The 24,637-nt window shown below is 73.7% G+C and carries 22 protein-coding genes and 3 tRNA genes; 17 read left to right on the top strand and 8 right to left on the bottom strand.

Annotated features, from left to right (window positions below):
• Positions 1-31: 31 nt before the first annotated feature.
• The 3 genes from BM093_RS21230 (at position 32) to BM093_RS21220 (ending at position 389) form a co-directional block, all read left to right on the top strand.
• Positions 32-103: transfer RNA gene (locus tag BM093_RS21230), tRNA-Gln, on the top strand.
• A 68-nt stretch (positions 104-171) separates the two neighbouring features.
• Positions 172-247: transfer RNA gene (locus BM093_RS21225), tRNA-Glu, on the top strand.
• Between the two features lie 69 nt (positions 248-316).
• Positions 317-389 (top strand) — tRNA-Glu (locus tag BM093_RS21220).
• Positions 390-880: 491 nt separating this feature from the next.
• Here the strand turns inward: BM093_RS21220 and BM093_RS21215 are convergent.
• Positions 881-2,782: an Hsp70 family protein gene (locus BM093_RS21215; RefSeq protein WP_245773681.1), complete on the bottom strand. Its 1,902-nt coding sequence runs from the start codon at positions 2,780-2,782 to the stop codon at positions 881-883.
• 85 nt (positions 2,783-2,867) lie between these two features.
• Positions 2,868-3,572 (bottom strand): IclR family transcriptional regulator, encoded by a 705-nt coding sequence (locus BM093_RS21210; protein WP_093347550.1) that lies wholly within the window; start codon positions 3,570-3,572, stop codon positions 2,868-2,870.
• Between the two features lie 100 nt (positions 3,573-3,672).
• Here BM093_RS21210 and leuC point away from each other — a divergent pair, with 100 nt between their 5' ends.
• From leuC to BM093_RS37960, 3 genes are all read left to right on the top strand, one after another.
• Positions 3,673-5,100 (top strand): 3-isopropylmalate dehydratase large subunit, encoded by a 1,428-nt coding sequence (gene leuC, locus BM093_RS21205; RefSeq protein ID WP_093347547.1) that lies wholly within the window; start codon positions 3,673-3,675, stop codon positions 5,098-5,100.
• A complete protein-coding gene (leuD, locus tag BM093_RS21200) occupies positions 5,100-5,690 on the top strand; it encodes a 3-isopropylmalate dehydratase small subunit (RefSeq protein ID WP_093347543.1) in 591 nt (196 codons plus the stop codon). Before leuC ends, leuD begins: the two co-directional genes overlap by 1 nt.
• A 138-nt stretch (positions 5,691-5,828) precedes the next feature.
• Complete coding sequence (locus BM093_RS37960; protein ID WP_093347718.1) at positions 5,829-6,446, top strand: HU family DNA-binding protein; 618 nt, start codon at positions 5,829-5,831, stop codon at positions 6,444-6,446.
• Between the two features lie 195 nt (positions 6,447-6,641).
• Here BM093_RS37960 and BM093_RS21190 read toward each other — a convergent pair whose 3' ends face one another.
• The 3 genes from BM093_RS21190 to cofC form a co-directional block, all read right to left on the bottom strand.
• Positions 6,642-7,607, bottom strand: a complete 966-nt coding sequence (locus BM093_RS21190; RefSeq protein WP_093347538.1) for an NUDIX hydrolase — start codon at positions 7,605-7,607, stop codon at positions 6,642-6,644.
• Between the two features lies 1 nt (position 7,608).
• Positions 7,609-9,888, bottom strand: coding sequence for an RNA degradosome polyphosphate kinase (locus BM093_RS21185; protein ID WP_177238620.1), 2,280 nt, complete (start codon positions 9,886-9,888; stop codon positions 7,609-7,611).
• Positions 9,889-10,081: 193 nt separating this feature from the next.
• On the bottom strand, positions 10,082-10,828 hold the full coding sequence (gene cofC, locus BM093_RS21180; RefSeq protein WP_342743030.1) for a 2-phospho-L-lactate guanylyltransferase: 747 nt from the start codon (positions 10,826-10,828) through the stop codon (positions 10,082-10,084).
• Positions 10,829-10,990: 162 nt separating this feature from the next.
• Here cofC and BM093_RS21175 point away from each other — a divergent pair, with 162 nt between their 5' ends.
• The 5 genes from BM093_RS21175 to BM093_RS21155 all read left to right on the top strand — a co-directional run bounded on the left by BM093_RS21175 (position 10,991) and on the right by BM093_RS21155 (position 14,593).
• Positions 10,991-11,707, top strand: a complete 717-nt coding sequence (locus BM093_RS21175; RefSeq protein WP_093347533.1) for a lysophospholipid acyltransferase family protein — start codon at positions 10,991-10,993, stop codon at positions 11,705-11,707.
• Positions 11,707-12,753: an NAD(P)H-dependent glycerol-3-phosphate dehydrogenase gene (locus BM093_RS21170; RefSeq protein ID WP_093347528.1), complete on the top strand. Its 1,047-nt coding sequence runs from the start codon at positions 11,707-11,709 to the stop codon at positions 12,751-12,753. The genes BM093_RS21175 and BM093_RS21170 overlap by 1 nt, the downstream gene beginning before the upstream one ends.
• Before the next feature lie 58 nt (positions 12,754-12,811).
• Complete coding sequence (locus BM093_RS21165) at positions 12,812-13,954, top strand: cystathionine gamma-lyase (RefSeq protein ID WP_245773680.1); 1,143 nt, start codon at positions 12,812-12,814, stop codon at positions 13,952-13,954.
• A gap of 99 nt (positions 13,955-14,053) precedes the next feature.
• Positions 14,054-14,281 carry a hypothetical protein gene (locus tag BM093_RS21160; RefSeq protein ID WP_093347703.1) on the top strand — a complete coding sequence of 76 codons (228 nt, stop codon included), beginning with the start codon at positions 14,054-14,056 and terminating at the stop codon, positions 14,279-14,281.
• A gap of 72 nt (positions 14,282-14,353) precedes the next feature.
• A complete protein-coding gene (locus tag BM093_RS21155) occupies positions 14,354-14,593 on the top strand; it encodes a Prokaryotic metallothionein (protein WP_093347523.1) in 240 nt (79 codons plus the stop codon).
• An 11-nt stretch (positions 14,594-14,604) separates the two neighbouring features.
• Here the strand turns inward: BM093_RS21155 and BM093_RS21150 are convergent, their stop codons facing one another.
• Complete coding sequence (locus tag BM093_RS21150; protein WP_093347519.1) at positions 14,605-14,817, bottom strand: hypothetical protein; 213 nt, start codon at positions 14,815-14,817, stop codon at positions 14,605-14,607.
• A gap of 247 nt (positions 14,818-15,064) precedes the next feature.
• On the opposite strand from BM093_RS21150, the gene BM093_RS21145 reads away from it, so the two are divergent.
• Positions 15,065-15,703, top strand: a complete 639-nt coding sequence (locus BM093_RS21145; RefSeq protein WP_093347514.1) for an HNH endonuclease — start codon at positions 15,065-15,067, stop codon at positions 15,701-15,703.
• A gap of 191 nt (positions 15,704-15,894) precedes the next feature.
• On the opposite strand, the gene BM093_RS21140 is transcribed toward BM093_RS21145, so the two are convergent.
• Complete coding sequence (locus BM093_RS21140) at positions 15,895-16,176, bottom strand: hypothetical protein (RefSeq protein ID WP_093347512.1); 282 nt, start codon at positions 16,174-16,176, stop codon at positions 15,895-15,897.
• A gap of 269 nt (positions 16,177-16,445) precedes the next feature.
• On the opposite strand from BM093_RS21140, the gene BM093_RS21135 reads away from it, so the two are divergent.
• A complete protein-coding gene (locus BM093_RS21135; protein ID WP_093347509.1) occupies positions 16,446-17,477 on the top strand; it encodes an LCP family protein in 1,032 nt (343 codons plus the stop codon).
• Positions 17,478-17,490: 13 nt separating this feature from the next.
• Here BM093_RS21135 and BM093_RS21130 read toward each other — a convergent pair whose 3' ends face one another.
• On the bottom strand, positions 17,491-18,465 hold the full coding sequence (locus BM093_RS21130; protein WP_093347506.1) for an NAD-dependent epimerase/dehydratase family protein: 975 nt from the start codon (positions 18,463-18,465) through the stop codon (positions 17,491-17,493).
• A 491-nt stretch (positions 18,466-18,956) separates the two neighbouring features.
• Here BM093_RS21130 and BM093_RS21125 point away from each other — a divergent pair, with 491 nt between their 5' ends.
• Genes BM093_RS21125 through BM093_RS35245 form a run of 4 tightly spaced genes read left to right on the top strand, consistent with a single transcriptional unit; the run spans position 18,957 to position 24,629 of the window.
• Complete coding sequence (locus BM093_RS21125; RefSeq protein ID WP_093347503.1) at positions 18,957-20,987, top strand: hypothetical protein; 2,031 nt, start codon at positions 18,957-18,959, stop codon at positions 20,985-20,987.
• On the top strand, positions 20,984-22,459 hold the full coding sequence (gene pelF / locus BM093_RS21120) for a GT4 family glycosyltransferase PelF (protein WP_177238617.1): 1,476 nt from the start codon (positions 20,984-20,986) through the stop codon (positions 22,457-22,459). The genes BM093_RS21125 and pelF overlap by 4 nt, the downstream gene beginning before the upstream one ends.
• A complete protein-coding gene (locus BM093_RS35250; RefSeq protein WP_143105460.1) occupies positions 22,456-23,928 on the top strand; it encodes a hypothetical protein in 1,473 nt (490 codons plus the stop codon). Before pelF ends, BM093_RS35250 begins: the two co-directional genes overlap by 4 nt.
• The gene (locus BM093_RS35245; RefSeq protein ID WP_177238616.1) at positions 23,925-24,629 is read left to right on the top strand and encodes a spherulation-specific family 4 protein; all 705 of its coding nucleotides are present in this window, start codon (positions 23,925-23,927) and stop codon (positions 24,627-24,629) included. Before BM093_RS35250 ends, BM093_RS35245 begins: the two co-directional genes overlap by 4 nt.
• The last annotated feature ends 8 nt before the right edge of the window (positions 24,630-24,637 follow it).

The raw sequence follows: 24,637 nt of genomic DNA, 5'->3' as shown, positions 1-24,637 counted from the left end.
GAGAAGTGAGCGGCGGAGCTCCGATTTTCGATGGGGTATGGTGTAATCGGCAGCACGACTGATTCTGGTTCAGTTAGTCTAGGTTCGAGTCCTGGTACCCCAGCGGAAATCGCTTCCGGATCATCCAGATCCGTAGGATGTGGTTTCTGACATCGACATCATCTCGTTCGAGGCCCCGTCGTCTAGCGGCCTAGGACGCCGCCCTCTCAAGGCGGTAGCGCGGGTTCAAATCCCGTCGGGGCTACCACGCGAGGTGTCTGTCGCGTTTCGGACCACCACCGTGTGGTCCGGTTCAGAGATGAATATCGATGTCCTCGGTCCCGTCGTCTAGCGGCCTAGGACGCCGCCCTCTCAAGGCGGTAGCGCGGGTTCAAATCCCGTCGGGACTACACAGATGAAGGCCCTCGCTCTCCGGAGCGGGGGCCTTCATCGTATTCGGGGCTCTGCGGAGCCTGGCCGGCCCCATGATCAGCGCCGGTCGGCCCCATGATCAGAGCCTGGTGGAGGTTCGGTGCCGAATCCGGCACCGAACTTGCACGACTCGCTGATCACGGCCGTTCGTGTGAGATCCGGGCCCGCCCGCCCCGGAGTGGAGTGGGCCGGGCTCCGTGGTGCTCAGGCGTCGTGGGTCCGCCCACCCCCGGGCGACGGGAGTCGGTGAGTGGGTCCTCGACCGGGCTGCTGCCGGACAACAGGACGGCACGGCGTGCTCGTGCGGCACCGGAGCCGGCCGACCTGCCGCACGGAGCGACGACGGCCCGGCCGAGCAGGGCTCGACCGGGCCAGGTGCTGGTCGACGTCGCACGGCGAACCCGGTGCACGACTTCGAGGTGGTGCTGCGGCACCTCGCCGCCACCCGAGGACTTCCCGGAACTCGCCGCTACGGCCCTGCCGGCTTGCTCGACGGCTCGACCGGGATGGTGACGTCCGGGCTCGTCGTCGGAGCCGGTGTGGTCGGTTTCGTCGTCGGGTTCTCGGTCGGATCCGGCGTCGGCTCCGGCTCGTCCGGTGTCGTCGTCGGCACCGGGGGCGGCGGAGGCGGCGGCACGACCTCCTCCGAGGTCGTGCGGGGCGTGGTCGTCCGCTCCTGGGTCCGCTCCGGCTGCCGGACCGGCTCCTCCTCCTCGGTGGTGGGCGGCGGGGCCTCGGTGGTCGTCGGCATCGCGGGCAGTTCGGGTGTCGCGTTGCTGACGTTGCGGTCCTGCGGCCAGAAGAACACCGCGCCCAGCACGGCCAGCACCGCGACGACCCCGCCGGCGCCGATCAGGACGGCGGGGGAGCGGCGGGCCGCGGACGGCTCGGGTGCGACGGTCGTCTCGCCGTCGTACTCGTAGTTCTCGTAGCCGTGGTTCTCGTAGCCGTAGACCGCGGTGCCGGGGCCCGCCTCCGGGGGCGCGCCGTAGGCGGCCGGGACGACCGGGATCCGGTCGGTCGGCGGGTCGGCGTCCGCGCCGTCGAGATAGGCGGTCTGCGGGCCGTGGAAGGCGGTCGGCGGGGCATCGGACGGCATCCGCTCGGTCACCGGATCGCCGCTCTCCCACGGCAGCGGGCCGGGGTCGGCGGCGAGCGAGGCCCCACCGGCAGCGGCGGCCCCGGCGGCGCCGAGCGCCCCGCCCGCGAGCAGGCCCGGGCCGGTCCCGGACGGCGTCACCGTCTCCGGGTCGACCGGACCGAGGGCCAGCACGGCGCCCTTGCCGATCGCGTTCTTCGGGTCGGCGTCGACCTGCACCGGGCGGCCGAGCTCGGAGGACACCAGCTGCGCGACCAGCGGCACCCGGGACGATCCACCGACCAGCAGCACCACCGACGGGCCGGACGCGGCCAGCCCCGCGGAGGCGATCGCCTGCTGCAGCGCCTCCACCGACTCCTCGAGCTTCGGCCGGATGCGGTCCTCGAAGTCGCTGCGGTGCAGCCGCACCGTCGTCCGCACCTCGCCGAGCCACACCGGGATCGACACCTCGGTGTCCGCCGAGAGCGCCTCCTTGGCCTCCCGGCAGTCGCGCCGCAGCCGGGCCATCTGGGTGAGCACGTCCGGGTCGGCCTCGTCGAGCCCCTCGAACCCCTGCGGCACCGCGTCGCGGACGTGGTCGACGACGGCCTGGTCGAAGTCCGCGCCGCCGAGCTGCTCGACGCCCTCGGGCCGCCCGAGCAGGGTGAACAACGTCCCGCCGACGACGGTGCCCCCGGTGTCGGTGGTGCCTGCCGCCTCCTTGCGCACGACGGCCGCGTCGAACGTCCCGCCGCCGAGGTCGTAGACGGCGACGGTCGCGCCGGCCTCGACCCGCTCGTTGGTGGTGTAGTGCAGCGCCGCGGCCTGCGGCTCGGTGAGGAACGTGACGGTCAGCGCGCGCTCGGCGAGCGCGTCGGCGAACAGGTCGCGCTTGTGCGACCCCCAGGACGCCGGGTGGCTGACGGCCACCCGCTCCGGCGGGCCGCCCTCCATCCGGGACACGACCTCGACGATGTGCTCGGTGAGCAGCGCCGACAGCTGCTCGGCGGTGAACGCGTGCTCGCCGAGCGGGATCGGGGTCGGGTCGCCGATGCGTCGCTTGAACTCGCGTGCGACCCGGTCGGGTTCGGTCAGCGCCCGCCGCTCGGCCGCCTCGCCGAACAGCAGCGAGCCGTCGGCAGCGGCGTACACGACGGACGGGATGTCCACCGAGCGGTCACCCAGTGTGATCATCTCGGGGCCGGGGCTGCCCGGGCGGATGACCGCGGCTGCCGACCTCGTCGTGCCGACATCGATGCCCAGCAGGTAGACGGGCGATCTGCTGCTCTGCACGCCTCTCCCCGGAATCACTCCACCGTCGTCACGGACCCGGCCCGGTGCCGGGACCCCCACGGTAATGGAGGCGCCGAACGGGATCTCAGGCGAGGCGGTGCTGCAGGGCGTCGGCGGCGGCGAGCAGGTCCGCCGCCCACCGCACCCCGGGCCGGCGCCCGATCCGGTCCACCGGGCCGGACACCGACACCGCGGCGACGACCTGGGCGGCCGCATCGCGCACCGGGGCGGACACGGAGGCGACCCCGGCCTCCCGCTCGGCGACGCTCTGCGCCCAGCCGCGGCGGCGGACGTCGACCAGCACCCGCTCGGAGAACGTGGCCTCGGCGAGGATCAACCGCTGGGTCGGTGTGTCGCACCAGGCGGCGAGGACCTTGGCGCCGGACCCGGCCGTCATCGGCAGCCGCGACCCGACCGGCACGGTGTCGCGCAGGCCGGACGGCGGCTCGGCGTGCGCGATGCAGATCCGGTGCACGCCGTCGCGCCGGTACAGCTGCACGCTCTCGCCGGTGATGTCGCGCAACCGCGGCAGGACGCCGGCCGCGGCGTCGAGCAGGGGGTCGGGGCGCCCACCGGCGAGCTGGCCCAGCGTCGGGCCGGGGTGCCAGCGCCCGTCGGGGGTGCGCAGCAGCATGCCGTGCGCCTCGAGGCCCACCGCGAGCCGGTGCGCGGTCGCGCGGGGCAGGCCCGTGCGCTCGCAGAGCTCGGCCAGTCCGCAGGGCCCCTCGGCCGTCGCCCGGAGAACCCCCACCGCCTTGTCGAGCACGCCGATCCCGCTAGACTGTCCCACGTTCCGATACTAACTTTCCACGATCTGGGAAGTCCAACGGTTTGGACAGCCCACCGACCCGGGAAGTCCGCCACCACCACGTTGTGAGAGGGAGGCGAGCGTGAGCGCCGCAGACAAGCCCCGCACGCTGGCCGAGAAGGTCTGGGACCGGCACCTGGTCCGCAAGGGGGAGGGCGACGAGCCCGACCTGCTCTACATCGACCTCCATCTGGTGCACGAGGTCACGAGCCCGCAGGCGTTCGACGGTCTCCGGCTCGCCGGCCGTCCGGTCCGCCGCCCGGACCTCACGATCGCCACCGAGGACCACAACGTCCCGACCCTCGACGTGCTCGCCCCGATCGCCGACGAGGTCTCGCGGACCCAGGTCGACACGCTGCGGCGCAACTGCGAGGAGTTCGGCGTCCGGCTGCACCCGATGAACGACCCCGAGCAGGGGATCGTGCACGTGGTGGGCCCGCAGCTCGGGCTGACCCAGCCGGGCACCACCGTCGTCTGCGGCGACTCGCACACGTCCACCCACGGGGCGTTCGGCGCGATGGCCTTCGGCATCGGCACCTCCGAGGTCGAGCACGTGCTGGCCACCCAGACGCTGCCGCTCAAGCCGTTCCGCACGATGGCGATCAACGTCAACTCCTCCGACGGGACGCTGCGCGAGGGCGTGACCAGCAAGGACGTCATCCTCGCGGTGATCGCGAAGATCGGTACCGGCGGCGGGCAGGGCCACGTGCTCGAGTACCGGGGCAACGTCGTCGAGAACCTCTCGATGGAGGCCCGGATGACGATCTGCAACATGTCGATCGAGGCCGGCGCCCGCGCGGGCATGATCGCCCCCGACGAGACGACGTTCGCCTACCTGTCGGGGCGGGACCACGCGCCGTCCGGTGCGGACTGGGACGCCGCCGTCGAGGACTGGAAGAGCCTGCGCACCGACGAGGGCGCCGAGTTCGACCGCGTCGTCGACATCGACGCCGACGACCTCACCCCGTTCGTCACCTGGGGCACCAACCCGGGGCAGGGCCTGCCGCTGGGCGAGCGGGTTCCGGACCCGGCGGGCATCACCGACGAGGGCGAGCGTGCCTCGGTCGAGAAGGCCCTGGACTACATGGGACTGACCGGTGGCACCCCGCTGCGCGACGTGGCGGTGGACGCGGTGTTCGTCGGCTCCTGCACCAACGGCCGGATCGAGGACCTGCGCTCGGTCGCGCAGGTGCTCGACGGACGGACGATCGCGAAGGGCGTCCGGATGCTGGTCGTGCCCGGGTCGATGCGGGTGCGGTTCCAGGCCGAGGAGGAGGGCCTGGACAAGATCTTCAGCACCGCCGGTGCGGAGTGGCGCTCGGCCGGGTGTTCGATGTGCCTGGGCATGAACCCGGACCAGCTCGCACCCGGTGAGCGCTGCGCGTCGACCTCGAACCGCAACTTCGAGGGACGCCAGGGCAAGGGCGGCCGCACCCACCTGGTGTCGCCGCTGGTCGCCGCCGCCACCGCCGTCCGTGGAACCCTGTCGAGCCCGGAGGACCTGGACTGATGGACAAGTTCGAGACCCACACCGGGATCGGCGTGCCGCTGCGCTGGTCCAACGTGGACACCGACCAGATCATCCCGGCCGTGTACCTCAAGCGGGTCACCCGGACCGGCTTCGAGGACGGCCTGTTCTCGGCCTGGCGCCAGGACCCGACGTTCGTGCTGAACAACGAGCCGTACGACCGCGGGTCGGTGCTCGTCGCGGGCCCGGACTTCGGCACCGGGTCCTCGCGCGAGCACGCCGTCTGGGCGCTGATGGACTACGGCTTCCGGGTCGTGATCTCGGCGCGGTTCGCCGACATCTTCCGGGGCAACTCGGCGAAGGCGGGCCTGGTGGCCGCCCAGGTCGAGCAGCCCGACGTCGAGCTGATCTGGAAGAAGCTCGAGAACGAGCCGGGAACCCGGGTGACCGTCGACCTCGTGGAGAAGACGGTGCAGGTCGGCGACCTGACCGTGTCGTTCCAGATCGACGACTACGCCCGGTGGCGGCTGCTGGAGGGGCTCGACGACATCGGGCTGACCCTCCGCCACGAGGACGCGATCACCGCGTTCGAGGGAACCCGGCCGGAGCGGATGCCGCGCACCCTCGCCTGAGGTCGCCGCGGGTGGTCGTGCCCTCCTCGACGGTGGCGCCCGTTCACTCGTACGGACCTGTCCGATCGGGCAGTATGCGACCTGGACTCTTCGCGGGATCTGGTGCGGGGCATGGCCGCAGCCCTACCGTTCGTGACCATGAACAAGGCTCAGCTCGTCGATGCGCTGACCGCCCGGCTCGGTGACCGTCGCGCCGCGGCCGCCGCCGTGGACGCGATGGTCGAGGTGATCGTGGACACCGTGGGGTCCGGTGACTCGGTCACCCTGACCGGGTTCGGCGTGTTCGAGGCACGCCGGCGGGCGCCACGCACCGCGCGCAACCCGCGGACCGGGGACACCGTGCCGGTGGGGGAGACCGTGGTCCCGTCGTTCCGGCCGGGGGCCGCGTTCAAGGAACACGTGGCCGGCAGCGAGGCCGCCGCCGCGGGTGCGACGAGCGCGCCCCGCCGGGCGCCGCGGGCCGGCGTCACCGCCGCCTCGTCGGAACCGGCGCGCGGCGGGCGCCGGTCCCGTGCCGCCGCTGCGGCGAGCGCCCCGGCCGGCGACCCCGCTGCTACCGCGGATTCCACTGCCACGGACCCTGCGGGCTCGGCCACGAGGGGCGCTGCCGCGAAGCGCTCGGCCGCGAAGCCGGGGGCGAAGGGCGGTCGCACGACGGCGACGAAGAAGAAGATCCCGCCCGACACGAGTGCCCCCGGCGCTACCGAGGCCCCGGCGAAGAAGCCCGCGGCCCGGAAGTCCACCGCGAAGAAGTAGCCCGCCCCGGAGCACCGCGCCGCCGGCGCCGCAGCCCCGGACGCTCACGAGACCCGAGGACGCTCACGAGACCCGGGGACGCTCACCCGATCGCGTGCGCACGTGCAGGTTTCGTGAGCGTTCAGCGCCAGGGCAGGCAGGCAGGACAGGCGGGCGGGCAGGCAGGTCGCCGGGGCAGGCGGGCTCGCGGGCAGGTCAGGCCGCCGGTCGGCGGTAGTAGTCGGCGACGAGCAGGGCGCCGGACGGGGCGAAGCCCAGCAACCAGGTGCTCGCCTTGTGCGAGGGCACGTCGGCACAGGGCGCTCCGGCCTCCTCGAGCAGGTACCCGACGACGTCCGGGATGACCCCGCCCTGGCTGCAGGCCAGCGTCACACCGGGGCGGGCCGCGAGCTCCCGGAACCGGTCGAGCCCGGCGTCCGGGTCGGCCCAGTAGCCCTCCTCGCCGAGCAGCGGCTCCGACGGGAGGTCCTCCGCCGTGCCGGGGCCGAGCCCGCTCTTCTCCGCGAACGGCGCGATCGTCTGCCCGCACCGCAGCGGCGGCGCGGTGCAGAGCCGGTCCGGCCCGAACCGCGGCAGGAACGACGCCAGCCGGTCGGCCTGGGTGTGCCCGGTCCCCGACAGCGGGCGCAGGTCGTCGTCGCCCTCCCAGGCCTCGCGGTTGCCCGCCTTCGCGTGCCGCACGAGCACCACGGTCGACGACGGCACCCCGGCCGCGGCGAGCCGCGAGATCAGCCCCGCGTCGTGCGGGTAGTCGACCAGCGCGGCGGCGTCGGCGGGGGAGAGCCAGCGCAGCTCGTCGGTCTCCTCGGTCGGGGTGAACGGCTGCTCGCCGACGACCTCCGCGGCCCAGTAGTGCACGACCTTGCGGCCGCCCTTGCCCGGCACCGTGTAGGTCGTGTGCCCGAGCCGCCCGCCGAGCCGGCAGTCCAGACCGGCCTCCTCGGCGGTCTCGCGCAGCGCGGTGCGGGTCAGCGACTCGCCCGGGTCCTGGTGGCCCTTGGGCAGTGACCAGTCGTCGTAGCGGGGGCGGTGCACCAGCGCGATCTCCAGCGACCCGTCGGCGGCCGTGCGGTACGGCACGGTCCCGGCGGCGACGACGTCGGCGAGACCCGCCGGGTCGACCTCCGCACCGTCGGTGCGCAGCAGTGAGAGCAGGTTCATCTCAGTCTTCGTCCGACCCGCGTCGCGAGTTCATCATCTCCACCTGGTGGTCACGGACCCGGATGTTCTCCGACCCCGGAGCCGGCGACGGCGACCAGGTCCCGTCCGGCCCGAGTGTCCAGCACCGGGTGGCCGGGTCGAGGCAGGAGTCGAACATCGCGCCGAGCTGGTCGGCGAGCTTCGGGTCCGCGACCCGCAGCATGGCCTCGACCCGGCGGTCCAGGTTACGGTGCATCATGTCCGCCGAGCCGATCCAGTACTCGTCGGCGGCCCCGAAGTGCAGCACCCGGGAGTGCTCCAGGAACGGCCCCAGGATCGAGCGGATGCTGACGTTCTCGCTCAGCCCCGGCCGTCCGGGGATCATCGCGCAGATCCCGCGGACCACGATGTCGACCGGCACCCCCGCCTGCGACGCCCGGTAGCAGGCGTCGATCACGGCCTCGTCGACCAGCGAGTTGGCCTTGAGCCGGACCCGGGCGCCGGGCTCGCCGGAGCGGTGCGCCTCGATCTCGTCGTCGATCCGCCGCACGATGCCGCGTCGGATCCCGTACGGCGCCACGAGCAGGCTCCGGTAGGAGGTCTGCCGCGAGTACCCGGTCAGCGAGTTGAACAGGTCGGTGAGGTCGGCGCCGATCGTCGGGTCGGCGGTCAGCACGCCGACGTCCTCGTAGAGCCGGGCGGTCTTCGGGTTGTAGTTGCCGGTGCCGACGTGGCAGTAGCGCCGGATCTCCGAGCCCTCCTGGCGCACCACCAGCGCCGTCTTGCAGTGCGTCTTCAGGCCCACCAGGCCGTAGACGACGTGCACCCCGGCCTTCTCCAGCTCGCGTGCCCAGCGGATGTTGGCCTGCTCGTCGAACCGGGCCTTGATCTCGACCAGGGCGACGACCTGCTTGCCGGCCTCGGCCGCGTCGATCAGCGCGTTGACGATCGGGGAGTCCCCCGACGTCCGGTACAGCGTCTGCTTGATCGCGAGCACGTTCGGGTCCGCCGCGGCCTGCTCGATGAAGCGCTGCACGCTGGTGGAGAACGAGTCGTACGGGTGGTGCACCAGCACATCGCCCTCGCGCAGGGTGGCGAACACGCTGCGCGGGGTCTCCCGCTCGGCGAACGCCGGGTGCGTGGCGGGGCGGAACGGCTCGTCCTTCAGCTCCGGCCGGTTCAGCCCGTGCACCTGCCAGAGGCTGGTCAGGTCGAGCGGGCCGGGCACGGTGACGACGTCGTTCGGGTCGACGTCCAGCTCGCGCAGCAGCAGCTCCAGCACGTGCTCGGACATCGAGTCGAGCACCTCGAGCCGCACCGGGGGCCCGAACCGGCGCCGGGCCAGCTCGCGCTCGAGGGCCTGCAGCAGGTCCTCGTCGCGGTCCTCCTCGACCTCGAGGTCGGCGTTGCGGGTGACCCGGAACGGGTGGACCTCGGTGACCTCCATGCCGGTGAACAGGTCGCCGAGGTGCGCGGCGATCAGGCCCTCGATCGGCAGGAACGTGACCTGGCGGTTCCCGGCGCGGTCGTCGGTGTCCGGCGGGTCGACCGTCACCAGCCGCGGGACGTTGTTCGGGACCTTCACCCGGGCGAAGCGCTCGGTGCGGCCCTCCGGGTCGCGCACGGTCACCGCCAGGTTCAGCGAGAGCCCCGAGATGTAGGGGAACGGGTGCGCCGGATCCACCGCGAGCGGGGTGAGCACCGGGAACACGTGCTCGGAGAAGTAGTCGGACAGGCGCAGGCGCTCGGCGTCGGTGAGGTCGTCCCACGACCGGATGTGGACCCCGGCCGCGTCGAGCTCGGGCCGCAGCTCGTCGGTGAACACCTCGGCGTGCGCCCGGGACAGCGCCCGCGAACGCTCGGCGATCCGGGCGAGCTGCTGGCGCGGGGTGAGCCCGTCGGCGCTGCGCACCGACAGCCCGGCCTCGTCGCGGCGCTTCAGCCCGGCGACCCGGACCATGTAGAACTCGTCCAGGTTCGACGCGAAGATCGCCAGGAACTTGGCGCGCTCGAGCAGCGGCTGGCTGGAGTCCTCGGCGAGCGCGAGCACGCGGGCGTTGAAGTCCAGCCAGGAGAGCTCGCGGTTGAGGTAGCGGTCCTCGGGCAGGACGTCCGGCATCGCCGACGCGGGTGCGGTCGCCCCCGCGGGCGGTGCGATCGGCGCGGCCCCGTGGTTCGCCGACGGGGTCGGCGCGGCCGGCGGTGCGGGCGGTCCGCCCTGTGCGGCCTGGGCCGGGATCTCGGCTGCGGTCTTCTCGGCAGCGGCCTTCTTCTCGGCGACGGTCCGGCTCGCGGTGTGCATCCGGCGGGTCGCCGGCCGGGGGGCCCGCCGGCCCGCGGGCCGGCGCGCACCCGGAGTCGACGCCGCGCCGTTCCGTCCGGTCGGGGCTGCCGAGTCGTCACTCACGTGGCGATTGTTTCGCACCCGCGTCGTGGGGGCCAAACAGGCACCGGCCGGAGAAGGTGAATTCTCGGTGTCGGGGGACGGGGATGCGTCACACCTTCGGGCAGACGACCGGTCCGTCCGCGTCGGGGGCGGGTCCCGGGCGCGGTAGCGCGCCCCGCGCGTCGAGCACGGCCCGGGTCCAGGCGCCGACGCCGAGCGCCACGGCGGACTCCAGATCGGCCGCCGTGTCGACGTCGCGGCGCAGGCCGGGCCGGTCGCCGGGCAGCACGACCGCCCCCGACGACGTGTGCGCGGCGGCCGAGGCCCCGCCGAAGTGCGGGTCGAGGTCGCGTCCCGGTGCGGCCAGCAGCAACGTGGTCCCGGTACCGGGCTCGTCGGGCTGGAACACGCGTTCCACCCCGGTCGCGAACAGCGCGGCGGCGTGCGCGACGGCGTCGTCGAGGTCGGCCGGGCGCAGCGCGGGCAGGTCGGCCTGCAACGCGCCGATCGCCACGGCATCGCTGCCCGCCCCGCCGGCTCCCCGCCTGCCGCTGCGGAGGTACAGCCGCGCGGCGCCGTGTCGCAGGGCCCCGTTGAGTCCGCGTCCCGGGTCGGTGACGACCTCGGCGCCGAGCCCCCCGACCTCCAGCGCGACGGCCGGGTCGGAGGAGATCACCACGACGTGCCGCACGGCCCCGGACGCGAGCGCGGCACACACGGTGTCGCGGGCCAGCGCGAGCGCCAGCCGCAGGTGGGCGTCGAGGTCACCGACGCCGCCGTCGGCCGCGCCGCGCAGCCGTGTCTTGGCCTTCGGCAGCGGCTTCACCGGGACGACGAGGTCCACCCGCAGGGTCACGCCCCCCATCGTCGCACCACCGGAGTCGATCTCGCCCGCCATTCGGTGGGGCGGGTTCACAGCGGGGTCGTGTTGTGGGGAGACTTCCACCTGGACGTCCGGATCATGCCTGGTCCGGCAGCGACGAGATCCGCCTGCGCGGCGGGTGGGAGGAGGCCGCCGGTGGCCCGCGAGAAGGGCGGATTCTGGGTCGGGCTCGCCGCGACCATGTTCTACCCCCTGGGGTGGCTGACCGGGCGGCAGCGCTACCAGGGCCGCGAACACCTGCCGGCCACGGGCGGGGCGCTGCTCGTCAGCAACCACGTCTCCTACCTGGACCCGCTGCACACCTCGCTGTTCGTGCACAGCGCCGGGCGGGTGCCGCGCTTCCTGGCCAAGAACAGCCTGTGGAAGGTCCCGGTGCTGGGGCCGATCCTGCGCGGCAGCGGCCAGATCCCGGTCTTCCGCGACACCGCCGACGCCCAGCAGAGCCTGGCCGCCGGCACCCGGGCCCTCGCCGACGGCAAGATCGTCGTGATCTACCCGGAGGGCACGATCACCCGCGACCCGGCGGGCTGGCCGATGCACTCGCGCACCGGCGTCGCCCGGCTGGCGCTGGCCTCCGATGTCCCGGTCGTGCCGATGGTCCACTGGGGGACCCGGGAGGTCTACGACCACTACGGCAAGCGGTTCCGCCCGCTGCCGCGCACCGACCTGGTGCTGCGGGCGGGCGACCCGGTGGACCTGTCGGGCTACCGGGGGCGACCGCTGGACGCCACCGTGCTGCGGGAGGTGACCGACCTGATCATGAGCAGGGTGCGGGACCTGCTGGCCGAGGTGCGGGAGGAGACCGCGCCGACCGAGTTCTACCGGCGCAGCCCGGAGCGGGAGGCCGGGTGATGGGCCCGTCGTTCGAGGAGCGCCCGGTGAACGAGCCGGTGCACGACATCGCGCGGGTCGCGGTGCTGGGTGCGGGCAGTTGGGGCACCGCGTTCGCCAAGGTCCTCGGCGACGCGGGCCGCGAGGTCCGGCTGTGGGCCCGGCGCACCGAGGTCGCCGACGCGATCAACGAGAGCCGGCACAACCCCGGCTACCTGCCCGACGTCGAGCTGCCGATCACGCTGTCGGCGACGCACGACCCGGCGAAGGCCCTCGACGGCGCGGACGCGGTGGTCCTGGCGGTGCCGTCGCAGTCGCTGCGGTCGAACCTCGAGGCGTGGCGGGACCTGATCCCCGACGACGTCACCGTCACCAGCCTCGCCAAGGGCGTCGAGCTCGGCACGCTCAAGCGGATGACCGAGGTGATCGACGACGTCACCGGGATCGGGGCCGACCGGCTCGCCGTCGTCTCCGGGCCGAACCTGGCTGCGGAGATCGCGCACGAGGAGCCGACCGCCACCGTCATCGCCTGCCCGGACCACGAGCGCGCGGTGGCGCTGCAGACGGCGTGCGCGACCGGCTACTTCCGCGCCTACACCAACACCGACGTGATCGGCGCCGAGCTGGGCGGGGCCGGGAAGAACGTGATCGCGCTGGCCGTCGGCGTCGCGTCCGGGATGGGGCTGGGCGACAACTCGAGGGCGTCGCTGATCACCCGCGGGCTGGCCGAGATGTCCCGGCTCGGGATGGCGCTGGGGGCCTCGCCGCTGACGTTCGCCGGGCTGGCCGGAATGGGCGACCTGGTGGCGACCTGCTCGTCGCCGCTGTCGCGCAACCGGACCTTCGGCGAGCAGATCGGCCGGGGCGCGAGCCTCGCCGAGGCGGAGCGGGCCAACCACGGCCAGGTCGCCGAGGGCGTGAAGTCCTGCCTGTCGATCTGCGAGCTGGGCGGGCGGCACGGCGTCGAGCTCCCGATCGCCGACGCGGTGCGCCGCGTCTGCCACGAGGGCATGACCGCCCGGCAGATGGCCAAGGAGCTGATCTCGCGGGCGCCGAAGCCCGAGTAGCCCGTGAGTGGTTTTCGCGGCTCCAGCCGCGATAACCACTCACGGGTACCGTCGGCCGGTGACCAACGCCTACGGAGTGCCGGAACGCGGCGACGGGACCCGGTGCGTGCACGGCGGCGATCCCGAGCTGCGCCGGGTCGGCGCACCGGTCCACCCCGGGCCGGTGCTGACCAGCGCCTTCCACCTCGATCCCGCCGAGACGACGCCCGGGGCGGACTTCTACGCCCGGGCCGACAACCCGACCTGGCGGGAGTACGAGGCGGCGGTCGGCCGGCTCGACGGCGGGGCCTGCACGGTGTTCGGGAGCGGCATGGCGGCGATCGCGGCCGTGCTGCGGGCGTTCGCCACGTCCGGGCGGGGCGTCCTGCTCCCCTCCGACGGCTACTACGTCGCCCGCCGGCTGGCCGACGAGGAGCTGGCCCCGCTGGGGATCGGCGTCGGCTACTGCGCCACGGCGGGGGACTGGGCCGCGGCGATCGCCGAGCACCGGCCCGCGCTGGTGCTGCTGGAGACGCCGTCCAACCCCGGCCTCGAGGTCTGCGACATCGCCGCGGTCGCCGCCGCCGCGCACGAGGCCGGTGCGGTCGTGGCCGTCGACAACACCACCGCCACCCCGCTGGGCCAGCGCCCGCTCGAGCTGGGCGCGGACCTCGTCGTCGCCTCGGACACCAAGGCGCTCGCCGGGCACGGCGACGTGCTGCTCGGGCACGTCACCGCGGCCGACCCGGTGCACGCCGAACGGCTCCGGGGGTTCCGCACCCGCGGCGGCGCGATCGCCGGGCCGATGGAGACCTGGCTGGCGCTGCGCGGGCTGGGCACCCTGGACCTGCGGCTGGCTCGCCAGGCCGAGAACGCGCGGGCCCTCGCGGTGGCGCTGCGTGAGACCCCGGGCGTGCACGACGTCCGCTGGCCCGGGCTGGCCGACGACCCGTCGCACGTGCTCGCCCGGGCCCAGATGCGGCGCTGGAACGGCGTCCTGCGGTTCACCCTGCACGACACCGCGGCCGTGGCGCGGTTCCTGTCGCGCACCACCCTGGTCGACTCGGTGACCAGCTTCGGCGGCCTGCGCACCTGCGCCGACCGGCGGGCCCGCTGGGGCGACGCGGTGCCGGACGGGCTGGTCCGGCTCTCCTGCGGGATCGAGGACACCGCGGACCTGGTCGCCGACGTGCTCGGCGCGCTCGAGGACGGGCCGGGCTGAACCTCCACGACCGGGTGTAGGGCCGCGAGCCCCGGGTACGTGCCCGGGGCCAGCCGAACACCGCCGCACGGCGGCGGCCGACACCCTGTGGAGGCGATCATGGCGACCGAGGAGACCGGCGACGTCACCGGCACCAAGGACAAGAACTACAACCTCGTGTGGTTCCTGCAGTCCTGCCTGGACAACAGCCTGCGGCTCGGCGTCTACATCGACGACGCCGTCCGGGACGGCGACGAGGAGCTCGCCGACCTGTTCCGGCGCGCCCAGTCCGACTCGAAGAAGGGCGCCGAGCTGGCGAAGCAGCTGCTCTCCGGCCGGCTGTCCTGACCCCCGGCCCGGCCCGGCGGGCCGGGCCCCGTCCCGCCCCACGCGTGGAGGCGGGGAGAGGAGCGCCGCACCATGGCCACCTGCGAGGTCTGCGGCAACGACTACGAGATGACGTTCGAGGTGCGCGCCGCCGGCGGTGCGGCGCACACGTTCGACAGCTTCGAGTGCGCGATCCACAAGATGGCGCCCGTCTGCGAGCACTGCGGCTGCCGGATCATCGGCCACGGCGTGCAGACCGGCGGGAAGTTCTTCTGCTGCGCGCACTGCGCGACCAGCGCCGAGTCCGGCGCGGCGGTCGCGGACAACGCCTGAGCGGCGGCCGGTCAGCCCCCGTTGCGGACGAACTCGTCGAGCCAGCCCTGGATCTCGGCCTCCTGCAGGTCGCAGTATGGGCACACGACGACGGACGCCGCGCCGGCGGTGCCGGCCGTGTGCAGCGACCGGCGGACGTCCCGGCGTCCGCAGCAACCGCACCGCGTCGCTGCTGCAGCGCCGTGGCCGGCGGGCCCGGTGGTCTGCCCGGTGTTGTCGTCCATGACGCGTGTATAACCGCCATGGCGCGCGCGGACACCCGCCTGTGGCCGACCGCACGTGTGGCATGGGACAGACATCATCGCTGGTGAGGGCCCGTCCGCCCGTCCGCCGCGACGCCGGGGTGCCCGGCGGCGGTGATCGCGCGGGCACGGGCCGGACACGTCCCGTCGGTCCTGTTATCACACTCGCGAAACCTGGCTTCCGTATGGTCGACTACAGCACGGACCCAGCGTTCGCGGAGGTGATCGCGTGCCGTACCGACAACCTGTCCCCGGTGGTGCCGAGACCGTTGTCGTCGCCGACCTGAAACCGGTCGACCCGCTCCCCGACGACCACCTCCCGGCACCGGAGACCGAGCTGCCGACCCCGGCTCGGGCCCCGTCGGGTTCCCGGGTCCTGCTCCTCAACGCCAGCTTCGAACCGCTGGCCGTCGTGACGTCGAAGCGCGCGATCTGCCTGCTGCTCTCCGGCAAGGCCGAGTGCCTCCAGGAGGCGCTCGAGGGCGCCGCCTTCCGCTCCGAGAACCTCTCGCTCCCCGCCCCGTCCGTGCTGCGCCTGTCCCGCTACGTCCGGGTCCCCTACCGGCGCGCGGTCCCGATGACCCGGGCCGGTGTGCTGCGCCGCGACGCCCGGCGCTGCGCCTACTGCCCCAAGCGTGCCGACACCATCGACCACGTCGTCCCGCGCAGCCGGGGCGGCGCGCACAGCTGGGAGAACTGCGTGGCCGCGTGCCGCGGGTGCAACGCGCGCAAGGCCGACCGGCTGATCGAGGAGCTCGGCTGGACGCTGCGGATCAAGCCCGGCCCGCCCGCGCGCAACGGCGCCGGGGTGCTGGTGCTGGCGGTGGAGCCGCTGCCGGCCTGGGAGCCGTGGTTGCAGGCGGCCTGACCAGGAGCCACCCGGCGCGCTCGGACTCTGGTTCCGTCGTGCGTGCGGCCCTGCCCCACGGGAGAGGGCAGGGCCGCACGCCGTCGGTCCCGTTCTCACGACTCCCGGCCGCACGCACCGGCCCCGAGGGGCACCCTCGTAGCGCCAGGTGCCGCGAGGGTGCCCCTCGGGGCGGTCGGGGTACGGGTGGATCAGGAGCGGCGGAACAGCCGTGCGGTCAGGCGGGCGGCGTGCCGGGCGGAGCGGCCTGTGGTGCGGCCGGAGCGGGCGTGGAACGCGCGGCAGGTGTTGCCGCAGGCCCCGCAGTCGGTGCCGGGACGGTAGTGCTTGTGGGCGTCGCGCTCGTGGCCGCAGACGCAGAGGTCGACAGCGGTGGGGGGTGTGGCGGGCGGGAGGTCGTGGGTGGCCACGCGGGGCGCCGGGATCGCGGTGGCGGGGACCGTGACGGCCGGGGTGTCCGGGGTGACGCTCACTCGAAGCTCCTTCGATCCGTGGGCTGAGCCGCTCGTGCCCGAGGAGTCGCCTGGTCCGGGTGGCCTATTAGCGGTACGGCCGTAGGTTCCACAGAACTGATGACGGTACGGTCACGGCGTTCACGTCAGGTGGACACGAAGCCGTGATCAGCGACGTTGCGTGATCGTGCGACGCCCCCGGTGAACCTCCCGGTAACGCCGGACGTCCTCTTTCCCGACGAGAGGATCGGGCCCGCCGAGCGGGTTCGTCCCGGCCCGGAAGGACATCCATGCGCAACGCCGTCAGCCCGCCTCCCGCGCGCAGGCGCGGCCGGAAGGTCCTGGTGACCTTCCTCGTGCTGGTGCTCGCCCTCGTGCTGCTCGTCGGCGGGGCGGTCGCCTACCTGGTCGCCGGCATCGGGGGCGACGTCCCGCGCATCCCCGACGCGTTCCGCGGGCTGGAGGCGACCGAGCGCCCGGCGACGTTCGGCGGCACCACGTTCCTGCTCGTCGGCACCGACTCGCGCGCGGGCGAGCCGACGACCGGGGCCGCTGCGAGCCCGGACGCGACCCCGGGCTCGCAGCGCGCCGACGTGATCATGCTGGGCACGCTCGCGCCGGATGGGGAGTCCGCGAGCGTCGCCTCGATCCCGCGCGACTCCTGGGTCGAGGTCCCCGGCCGCGGCACGACCAAGATCAATGCTGCGTACGCCCACGGCGGGGCGCCGCTGCTGATCGGGACGGTCGAGCAGCTGACCGGGGTGCGGGTGGACCACTTCGGCGTCGTCGACTTCGCCGGGTTCACCTCGCTGGTCGACTCGGTCGGCGGCATCGACGTGACGGTCGCGCGCGCCACGGCCAACGACGGCGTCGACTTCACGGCCGGACAGAACCACCTCGACGGCCGTGCCGCGCTGGCCTACGTCCGCCAGCGCTACGACCTGCCGGGCGGCGACCTGGACCGCGCGGCACGCCAGCAGAACGCGATGAAGGCGCTGCTCGAGACGGTGCAGGAGAAGGCGACCACCGACCCGGCGGCGCTGTACGCGTTCGCCACCAGCGTCGGCGACGCGGTCAGCATCGACGACTCGCTGTCCAACACGGGCCTGGTGCAGCTGGCGGTGGACAACCGGAACCTGCGGGGCTCGGACGTCACGTTCGTGACCGCTCCGGTGTCCGGGCTGGGCCGGGAGGGCGATCAGTCGGTGGTGTACCTCGACGAGGAGCGCGGCCGGGAGCTGTGGGGCGCGGTGCGCAACGGGAGCGTGCGGCAGTACGCGGACCGGAACCCGGCCGAGGCGCTGAGCGGCACGCCGTCGTAGGCGGGCCGGGAGGTCAGCGTGCGACCGGGGCGGCCACGGCGGCGTGCCAGGCCCAGGTCCGGGCGAGTCCCTCGTCGAGCGGGGTCGGCCCGGACAGCCCGAGCTCGGTCCGGCCGAGCGCCGGGTCGAGGCAGCTGTGCCGGATCTCGCCGGGGCGCGCGGGCTCGTGGCGCGGGAGGAACCGGCCCGGCTCGGTGCCCGCGACCCGCCCCACGGCCGCAGCCAGCTCGCCGATGCTCACCTGCGACCCCGTGCCGACGTTGTACACCCGGCCGGCGAGCCGCCCGGCGCCCAACGCGTCGGATGCGGCGAGCGCGGCCCGCGCGACGTCGCCCACGAACAGGAAGTCCCGGGTCTGCTCGCCGTCACCGAAGATCACGGGGGTGTCGCCGCGCAGCGCCGCATCGCAGAACAGGGAGACGACACCGGCGCCCCCCGACGGGTGCTGGCGGGGTCCGTAGACGTTGGCGAAGCGGAGGACGAGCGCGGGCAGACCACGGGTCCGGGCGTAGAAGCGGGTGTAGTTCTCGGCGGCGAGCTTGCCGAGACCGTACGGCGACTCCGGCGCGGGGTGCCGGGTCTCCGGCGTCGGCAGCGGTGCGTCGTCGCCGTAGATCGCCCCACCGGTCGAGCACACGACGACGGCCCCGACGGCGGCGTCCGCAGCGGCCTCCAGCACCGACAACGTGCCGAGCACGTTGACGCTCGCGTCGTGCTGCGGGTCCGTCATGGATCGTCGGACGTCGATCTGCGCGGCGAGATGGTGCACCGCGTCCGGCCGGAACCGGGCGAGGACCGAGTGGACGGTCGTCCGGTCGCGGACGTCCGCCTCGACGAGTTCCGCCCCGCGGTCCAGGGCGTCGCGGACATTGTCGACGGAGCCACGGGACAGGTCGTCGATGATCAGCACGTCGTCGTCGCGCGCGATCAGTGCATCGACCAGCGTCGAACCGATGAATCCGGCACCGCCGGTGACCACTGCTCGCATCGCGCTCCGATCGTCCGTACGGCACTCGGCCGCACCACCTGCGGCACCGTGACCGGTGCCGGAATACCGGTCGACGCTGCCCGGTGCCGCGTTAGGGGGCCGGCGGTGAGAGTTACGGCACGTACGGCAGAACGGGTGGAGACCGTAACGCGTACGCAGCAGGCGACGACCCACAGTCGACACTTCCGAGGGGGGTCCCCCGACGGGCCACTCGGAAGGCTGAATCGTGGGCAAGGCCGGTGGCAGCCGGTAGGGGTGGGGATTCCGGAGTGGAGCAAGTCGACGTCCACGGGACGGGTGTGCCGCCGCTGCTGCGTTCCACGGTGACCGTGAACGCCGACGGGCGGACCGGGTCGCAGGGCGTACCGCCGTAACCGGACGCGCGGCCCGGGAGCAGCGACGCGCGCCGCGTACACCGACCCACCCCGTTGACGACCGGCGCCGAGAAGCGCCGGTCTCGTTTCGCACCGTAGTGATTCGGACGTTCTCACATGCACGACACACACCTTCCGCGCGACCGCGCGACCTCGATCCGCCCCCATCGCATCGCCGTGGTCATGGTGATCGCGGTGGCGATGCTCGTGCTGGGCAGCCCCGCGTCGGCGCAGCCTGTGGGCGCCCCGCGGATCGATCTGCGGGTCCTGCTCCTGACCGACGGTGCGCCGGAGGTCGAGGCGATCCGGGCCGCACTGGACTGGACCGGCGTGCCCACGACGGTCGTCGACCTGCGTGATCCCGGCCGCGCCCGCATCGACGCGCCCTTCCTGGCGGCCGGCCCCGCACATGCCCGCTTCCAGGGCGTCGTCCTGCCGGACCACGACCCCGCGATCGACCCGGGCGAGGCCGGCGCGCTCGCGGCGTTCGAGCGCGAGTTCGGGATCCGCCGGGTGCACGCCTCGGTGCCGGCGGTCCCCGCCGTCGGCCTGTCGGACTCCTCTGTCCGCGGGTACATCGGGTCGTTCGACGGGCAGGACGCCCGGCTGACCGCTGACGCGCTGGCCTCGGAGTTCGACTACGCGACCGGGCGGGTGCCGTTCCGGGACGAGACCGCCGGGATCGACAACTGGGTGGAGATGGCGGACCCGCTACCGGGGTTCCGCCCACTGGTCACGGCCGAGGCGCCGGGTGGGAACGGTGGCGGGGTGATCGCCGGCGTGCTCGGCCGGGACGGGCGCGAGGAGCTCAACCTCGCCTTCTCCTACGCGGTCGACTCCCACCAGTTCCTGCTCCTGGCCCCCGGCATCGTCCGCTGGCTCACCCGCGGAGTCCACCTCGGACTCGACCGCAACTACTTCGCGGTCCACATCGACGACGTGCTTATGCCCAACGCCCGCTGGGTCCCGGAGCACGACTGCACGGCCGGGTCGGACTGCCCCGCGAGCGTCGGGACCCGCCCGTTGATCCGGATGACGGCCGACGACGTCGCCTACGCCGTGGACTGGCAGCGCCGGCACGACTTCCGGCTCGACATGGCTTACAACGGTTCCGGAGCCGGGGCGGTGGCGGCGGACGGCGGCGACCCGCTCATCGAGGCGTTCGTGGAGGTCAAGGACGAGTTCGGCTGGATCAACCACACCTGGTCCCACCTCTACCTGGGGTGCGTCCGCGACTACTCGGTCACGCCGTGGCGGTGCGACCGGCTCCCGCTGCTCGGCATGACCCGATGGGTGAGCACGGGACGGATCGAGCGCGAGATCGAGCAGAACCTCGAGTTCGCCGACCGGCACGGACTGCCGGTCGACCCGACCGAGCTCGTGACCGGTGAGCACGGTGGGCTGCGCGCGTTGCCCCAGATGGAGCAGGACAACCCGCGACTCGCCCCAGCGCTCGACGGAACCGGGATCGCGACGATCGCCTCGGACGCGTCCGCCGAGCGGCAGCAGCGCCGGATCGGCGATGCGACCACGGTGCCGCGGCACCCGATCAATCTCGACTTCAACACCGCGACGGTCGCCGAGACCGTCGACCAGTACAACTGGGTGCAGACCTCGCGCGCCGACGGCGGGAGCGGCGAGTGCGAGGCCGACGGCAGCTGCGTCCCGCCCGCCGACCCGGTCACCGGCTTCGAGACGACCGTCGTCCCGGTGGAGGGCGAGCGCGCACTCGGGCACGCACTGTCCAACGACCCGCGGCCGCACTACGTGCACCAGCCCCAGATGACCGAGGACCGCACCCTGTACCCGTTGCTGGAGTTCGTCCTGGACGACTACCGCGGCCTGATCGACGAGTCGTCGCGACCGTTGATCGTCCCGACGATGACGCAGGCCCGCGACGTGCTCACCCGGCAGGACCGGTGGGCGGGGACCCGGGACGGCGACGTGGTGCAGGCCTGGCAGCAGGGCGGGGTCGTGACCGTGCACACGACCGAGCAGGTCGAGGTGCCGCTGACGGTGCCGGAGGGGACCCGGACCGCGGGCCCGGCAGGGACGTCGTTCGGCGAGCCCTACGGAGGGCTGCGGTCGGCATGGGTGGGGATCGACGGGACACGCGAGTTCGTCGTCGCGAACGGGGGACGGGAATGACGATCGGCATGATCACCGAGGGCACCTATCCGATCGGGGCCGGGGGCGTGAGCCAGTGGTGCGACCTGCTCCTGCGCCGGCTCCCCGACATCGACTTCGAGGTGCTCGCGCTGTCCGGCTCCGGTCGTGAGCGACCGGTCTACGACCTGCCCGGCAACGTCTCGGCCCTGCACCGCCTCGGCCTGTGGGGGGCGACACCGGCGGTGCGTCGTCCCACGGCCCCGCAACGACGCCGGATCCTCGCGGCGTACGAGGAACTCGTCGAGGCGGTCCTCGCCGACGACCACTTCGCCGCCGTCCGGTTCGAGAAGGCGCTGCGCGAGCTCCGGGAGCTCGCCCGGCAGGTGGAGCTGACCCGGTGCCTGCGCAGCCAGGCGTGCGTCGAGGTCTTCCTCGGCGTCTGGCAACGGCGGATGGACCTCGGCGCGGAGTCCGGGCCGGGACGGCTGACACTGGCGGACGCGCTGTCGGCGACCGACATCGTCGAGCACTACCTGCGGCCGCTGCACCTCCCGCCGCTCGACGTCGACGTCGTCCACGCGACGGCGAACGGGCCGGCCACGATGATCGGCCTGCTGAACAAGTGGGAGCGCGGCACACCCGTGATCGTCTCCGAGCACGGCGTGTACCTGCGGGAGCGCATCATGTGGCTGCGCGGGACCGGGGACGGCCGGGCGCTCCGGACGGTCCTCGTCCGCTTCTTCGTCCGGCTCACCGAGCTCGGTTACCGGCTGGCCGACCGGATCCTGCCGGTGAGCGACTTCAACGGTCGCTGGGCCGTCCGCGCCGGGGCACCCCGCCGGAACGTGCGGACGGTGTACAACGGCATCGACCCGGAGGAGTTCCCGCCCGCCGGGCGCGAGCCCGAGCAGCCGACGCTGGTGTTCGCCGGCCGGATCGACCCGCTCAAGGACCTGGAGACGCTCCTGCGGGCGTTCGCGCTCGTCCGCGGGCGGGTTCCGGGGGCGCGGCTGCGCCTGTTCGGCGGCGTGCCGAGCGGCAACGAGGCCTACGCCGAACGGTGCGCGACGCTGGCCGCCGACCTCGGGATCGCCGACGCGGCGATCTTCGAGGGGCCGGTCTCGCCGGTCCGCACCGCCTACGCGGCCGGCCACGTCACCGTGCTGTCGAGCCTGTCCGAGGGCCTCCCGCTGAGCGTGCTCGAGGCCGCGATGTCGGGGCGTCCGACGGTCGCCACGGACGTCGGCGGGATGGCCGAGGCGGTGGGGCGGGGCGGGCTCGTCGTGCCGGCCCGGGACCCGCGGGCGCTCGCCGATGCCTGCACCCGGCTGCTCCTCGACGACCGCCTGCGCCGGCGGCTCGCCGACCTCGGACGACGACGTGCGCTGGAGGAGTTCACCGTGGACCGGATGGTCGGCGACTTCCGGGCGATCTACCGCGACGTCGTGCCGGGTCACGAGGAGCCGGAGACGGCCGTGACCGGGGCTGTGAGCCGGGTGGGACAGGCATGACGGAGGAATCCCCGCGCTCCTCGAGCGGTGTCGTGGAGCACGCCCTCCGATCGTCCACCGTGGCGCTCGAGGCCGCCGTCGTGCTGGAGAGTTCGGGCGTGAACGACGAGGCGGTGCGCCGCGGCCACGGTGCGGCCGGTGTGTTCACCCTCGTCGACCGTCGTTTCGCGGGCAGCGGCCCCTGGGGCCCGTACGCGCCGCCGCAGTGGGTCGAACCCGACGCGCGTACGTCCGCGGCCCAGGCCGCACCGGGCGCGCGGCCGACGCGATGGTTCTTCCTGCGCGGCCTGCTCTACGCCGTCCCCGCGATCGTCGCGTTCACGCTGCTCCCGGCGGCCGACCACGTCGAGTCGGCGCTGCTGCTCGGCGGGCTGCTGCTCAGCTGGGCCGGGGGGTACGGCATGACGTACCTGGCGTGGGCGTACATCGGGAACTACGACGTGCCGGCGGCGCACCGCTTCCTGCGCCGGTCGGTCCTGCTGGGGACACTCGTCGCCCTGGTCGTCGCCGTCGTCGCGGTCTACGCCTCGTTGCTGCTGACCGTCACCATGCAGGTCTCGCTGTGGACCGTTCTGCTCCTGGTCGGGCAGACCGTCTACCTGTTGTCCGCCGCCGCGCTCCTCATGGCGGGCCGGGAGCTGCGGCTGCTCGTGGCGCTGCTCCCGGCCGTCGCCGGAGCCGGCTACTACGCCGTGGCCGGAGGGACGGCGCCGCCGCCGGGTGCCTCTCTCGCCGCGGCGGCGGCGCACGGTCCGGAGACCCTGTTCCTCGCGGTGAGCGTGCTCCTCACCCTGCTGTTCGCGCTCGAGGCGACCAGGGATGCCCGTCGGCCGGTGAACCGGCTGGTGGAGGGCGTCACGGCGTCGGCGCTGCTGCACTGTGCGTACGGGCTGCTGATCGGGCTGCTCGTGCTGTTCCCGGCGCTGAACGAGCTGATCAACGACAACTTCGAGTCGCTGCCGATGACCGTGACGCTCGCCGCGCTGCCGCTCGTCGTCTCGATGGGTGTCGCGGAGGTGCTCCTGCTCGACAACCGCAGGCAGATCGCCGGTCTGCTCCGCAGCACCGGGTCGGTCGCCGGCTTCGTCCGGGCCGCCCGGCAGGTGTACCTGGTGATGGCGGCGCGGTTCGCCGCGGCACTGACCCTGATGACGGTGGGCCTCGGCGGACTCGGCATCGCGCTCTTCGGGTTCTCCGACCTCCGCTACCTGTCGCTCGGCGGGACCTACGTCCTGCTCGGCGTGGCGATCTTCGCCGCGATGGTGCTGAACACGCTCGGCCGGATCCGGCTGGTCCTCCCCGTACTGGGCACGGGTGTGGCCGTCCTGCTCGCCGGCGCGGCCGGGGCCGACCACACGGTGTCCGACTCGGCCGCGATCGCCTGGCTGGCCGCGGTCACCGCGGTCATGGCCGCGGTGCTGGTCGGCATCGCCCACCGCGTGGTGTCCGAGGCGGCGAGCCACCGGTGACGCGGGGGACCCGGCCGGTACGCCTCGGGGTGCCCGCCTACTTCCATCCGTCCTGGGCCGGCGCCGACTGGGCACGACTGACCGGTGACGAGGCCGGGGAGGTCGGCATCGTGGTGATCAATCCGGACACCGGCCCCGGTGCGGGTCCGGACGACGCGTACCGGTCGGTGTGTGCCTCGGCCCGGCGTCCGGACCGGTGTGTGGCCGGGTACGTCGACTCCGGCTACGGGCGGCGCCCGGTCGGCGACGTGGTGGCCGAGGCGGCCGCGTACGCGCACTTCTATGGTCTCGACGCCGTGTTCGTCGACCAGGTGACGTCGGGCCCGGAGCAGCTGCCGTACTACCGGCGTCTCGTCGCCGCCCTGCGCGAGCGCGGTGCCGGGGAGGTGATCCTCAACCCGGGTGTGTCGCCGGACCCCGGCTACCACGAGCTCGCCGACGTCGTCGTCGAGTTCGAGGGCGGCCCGGAGGCCTACCGGCGGTTCACCCGGTGCGCACCGGGCGCGGGCCGCGGGCGGCGGTGGCACCTGGTCCACGGCGTGCCGCCCGCCGAGCACGGCGACACGATCGAGCGGGCTCGCCGCGCAGGTGTGGACTACGTGTACGTCACCGACCGTACGATGCCCAACCCGTGGGACGGGCTGCCATCGACCTGGCCCGGTCCGCTGCAGGGAACGGACGGGTGGGCGCGTCGAAGGTGAGGGCGTTT

This window comes from Pseudonocardia ammonioxydans (genome assembly GCF_900115005.1).
GTDB classification, from domain to species: Bacteria; Actinomycetota; Actinomycetes; order Mycobacteriales; family Pseudonocardiaceae; genus Pseudonocardia; species Pseudonocardia ammonioxydans.
Note: the sequence above shows the minus strand (reverse complement) of the source record. Positions and strands in the feature narration are given on the sequence as shown.

What these genes read in the sequence shown, in the direction of transcription:
- leuD (WP_093347543.1), top strand. Translation starts at nt 5,100, where the DNA reads ATGGACAAGTTCGAGACCCACACCGGGATCGGCGTGCCGCTGCGCTGG.
- BM093_RS37960 (WP_093347718.1), top strand. Translation starts at nt 5,829, where the DNA reads ATGAACAAGGCTCAGCTCGTCGATGCGCTGACCGCCCGGCTCGGTGAC.
- BM093_RS21190 (WP_093347538.1), bottom strand. Translation starts at nt 7,607, where the DNA reads ATGAACCTGCTCTCACTGCTGCGCACCGACGGTGCGGAGGTCGACCCG.
- BM093_RS21185 (WP_177238620.1), bottom strand. Translation starts at nt 9,888, where the DNA reads ATGCACACCGCGAGCCGGACCGTCGCCGAGAAGAAGGCCGCTGCCGAG.
- BM093_RS21170 (WP_093347528.1), top strand. Translation starts at nt 11,707, where the DNA reads ATGGGCCCGTCGTTCGAGGAGCGCCCGGTGAACGAGCCGGTGCACGAC.
- BM093_RS21160 (WP_093347703.1), top strand. Translation starts at nt 14,054, where the DNA reads ATGGCGACCGAGGAGACCGGCGACGTCACCGGCACCAAGGACAAGAAC.
- BM093_RS21155 (WP_093347523.1), top strand. Translation starts at nt 14,354, where the DNA reads ATGGCCACCTGCGAGGTCTGCGGCAACGACTACGAGATGACGTTCGAG.
- BM093_RS21150 (WP_093347519.1), bottom strand. Translation starts at nt 14,817, where the DNA reads ATGGACGACAACACCGGGCAGACCACCGGGCCCGCCGGCCACGGCGCT.
- BM093_RS21135 (WP_093347509.1), top strand. Translation starts at nt 16,446, where the DNA reads ATGCGCAACGCCGTCAGCCCGCCTCCCGCGCGCAGGCGCGGCCGGAAG.
- BM093_RS21130 (WP_093347506.1), bottom strand. Translation starts at nt 18,465, where the DNA reads ATGCGAGCAGTGGTCACCGGCGGTGCCGGATTCATCGGTTCGACGCTG.
- BM093_RS21125 (WP_093347503.1), top strand. Translation starts at nt 18,957, where the DNA reads ATGCACGACACACACCTTCCGCGCGACCGCGCGACCTCGATCCGCCCC.
- pelF (WP_177238617.1), top strand. Translation starts at nt 20,984, where the DNA reads ATGACGATCGGCATGATCACCGAGGGCACCTATCCGATCGGGGCCGGG.
- BM093_RS35250 (WP_143105460.1), top strand. Translation starts at nt 22,456, where the DNA reads ATGACGGAGGAATCCCCGCGCTCCTCGAGCGGTGTCGTGGAGCACGCC.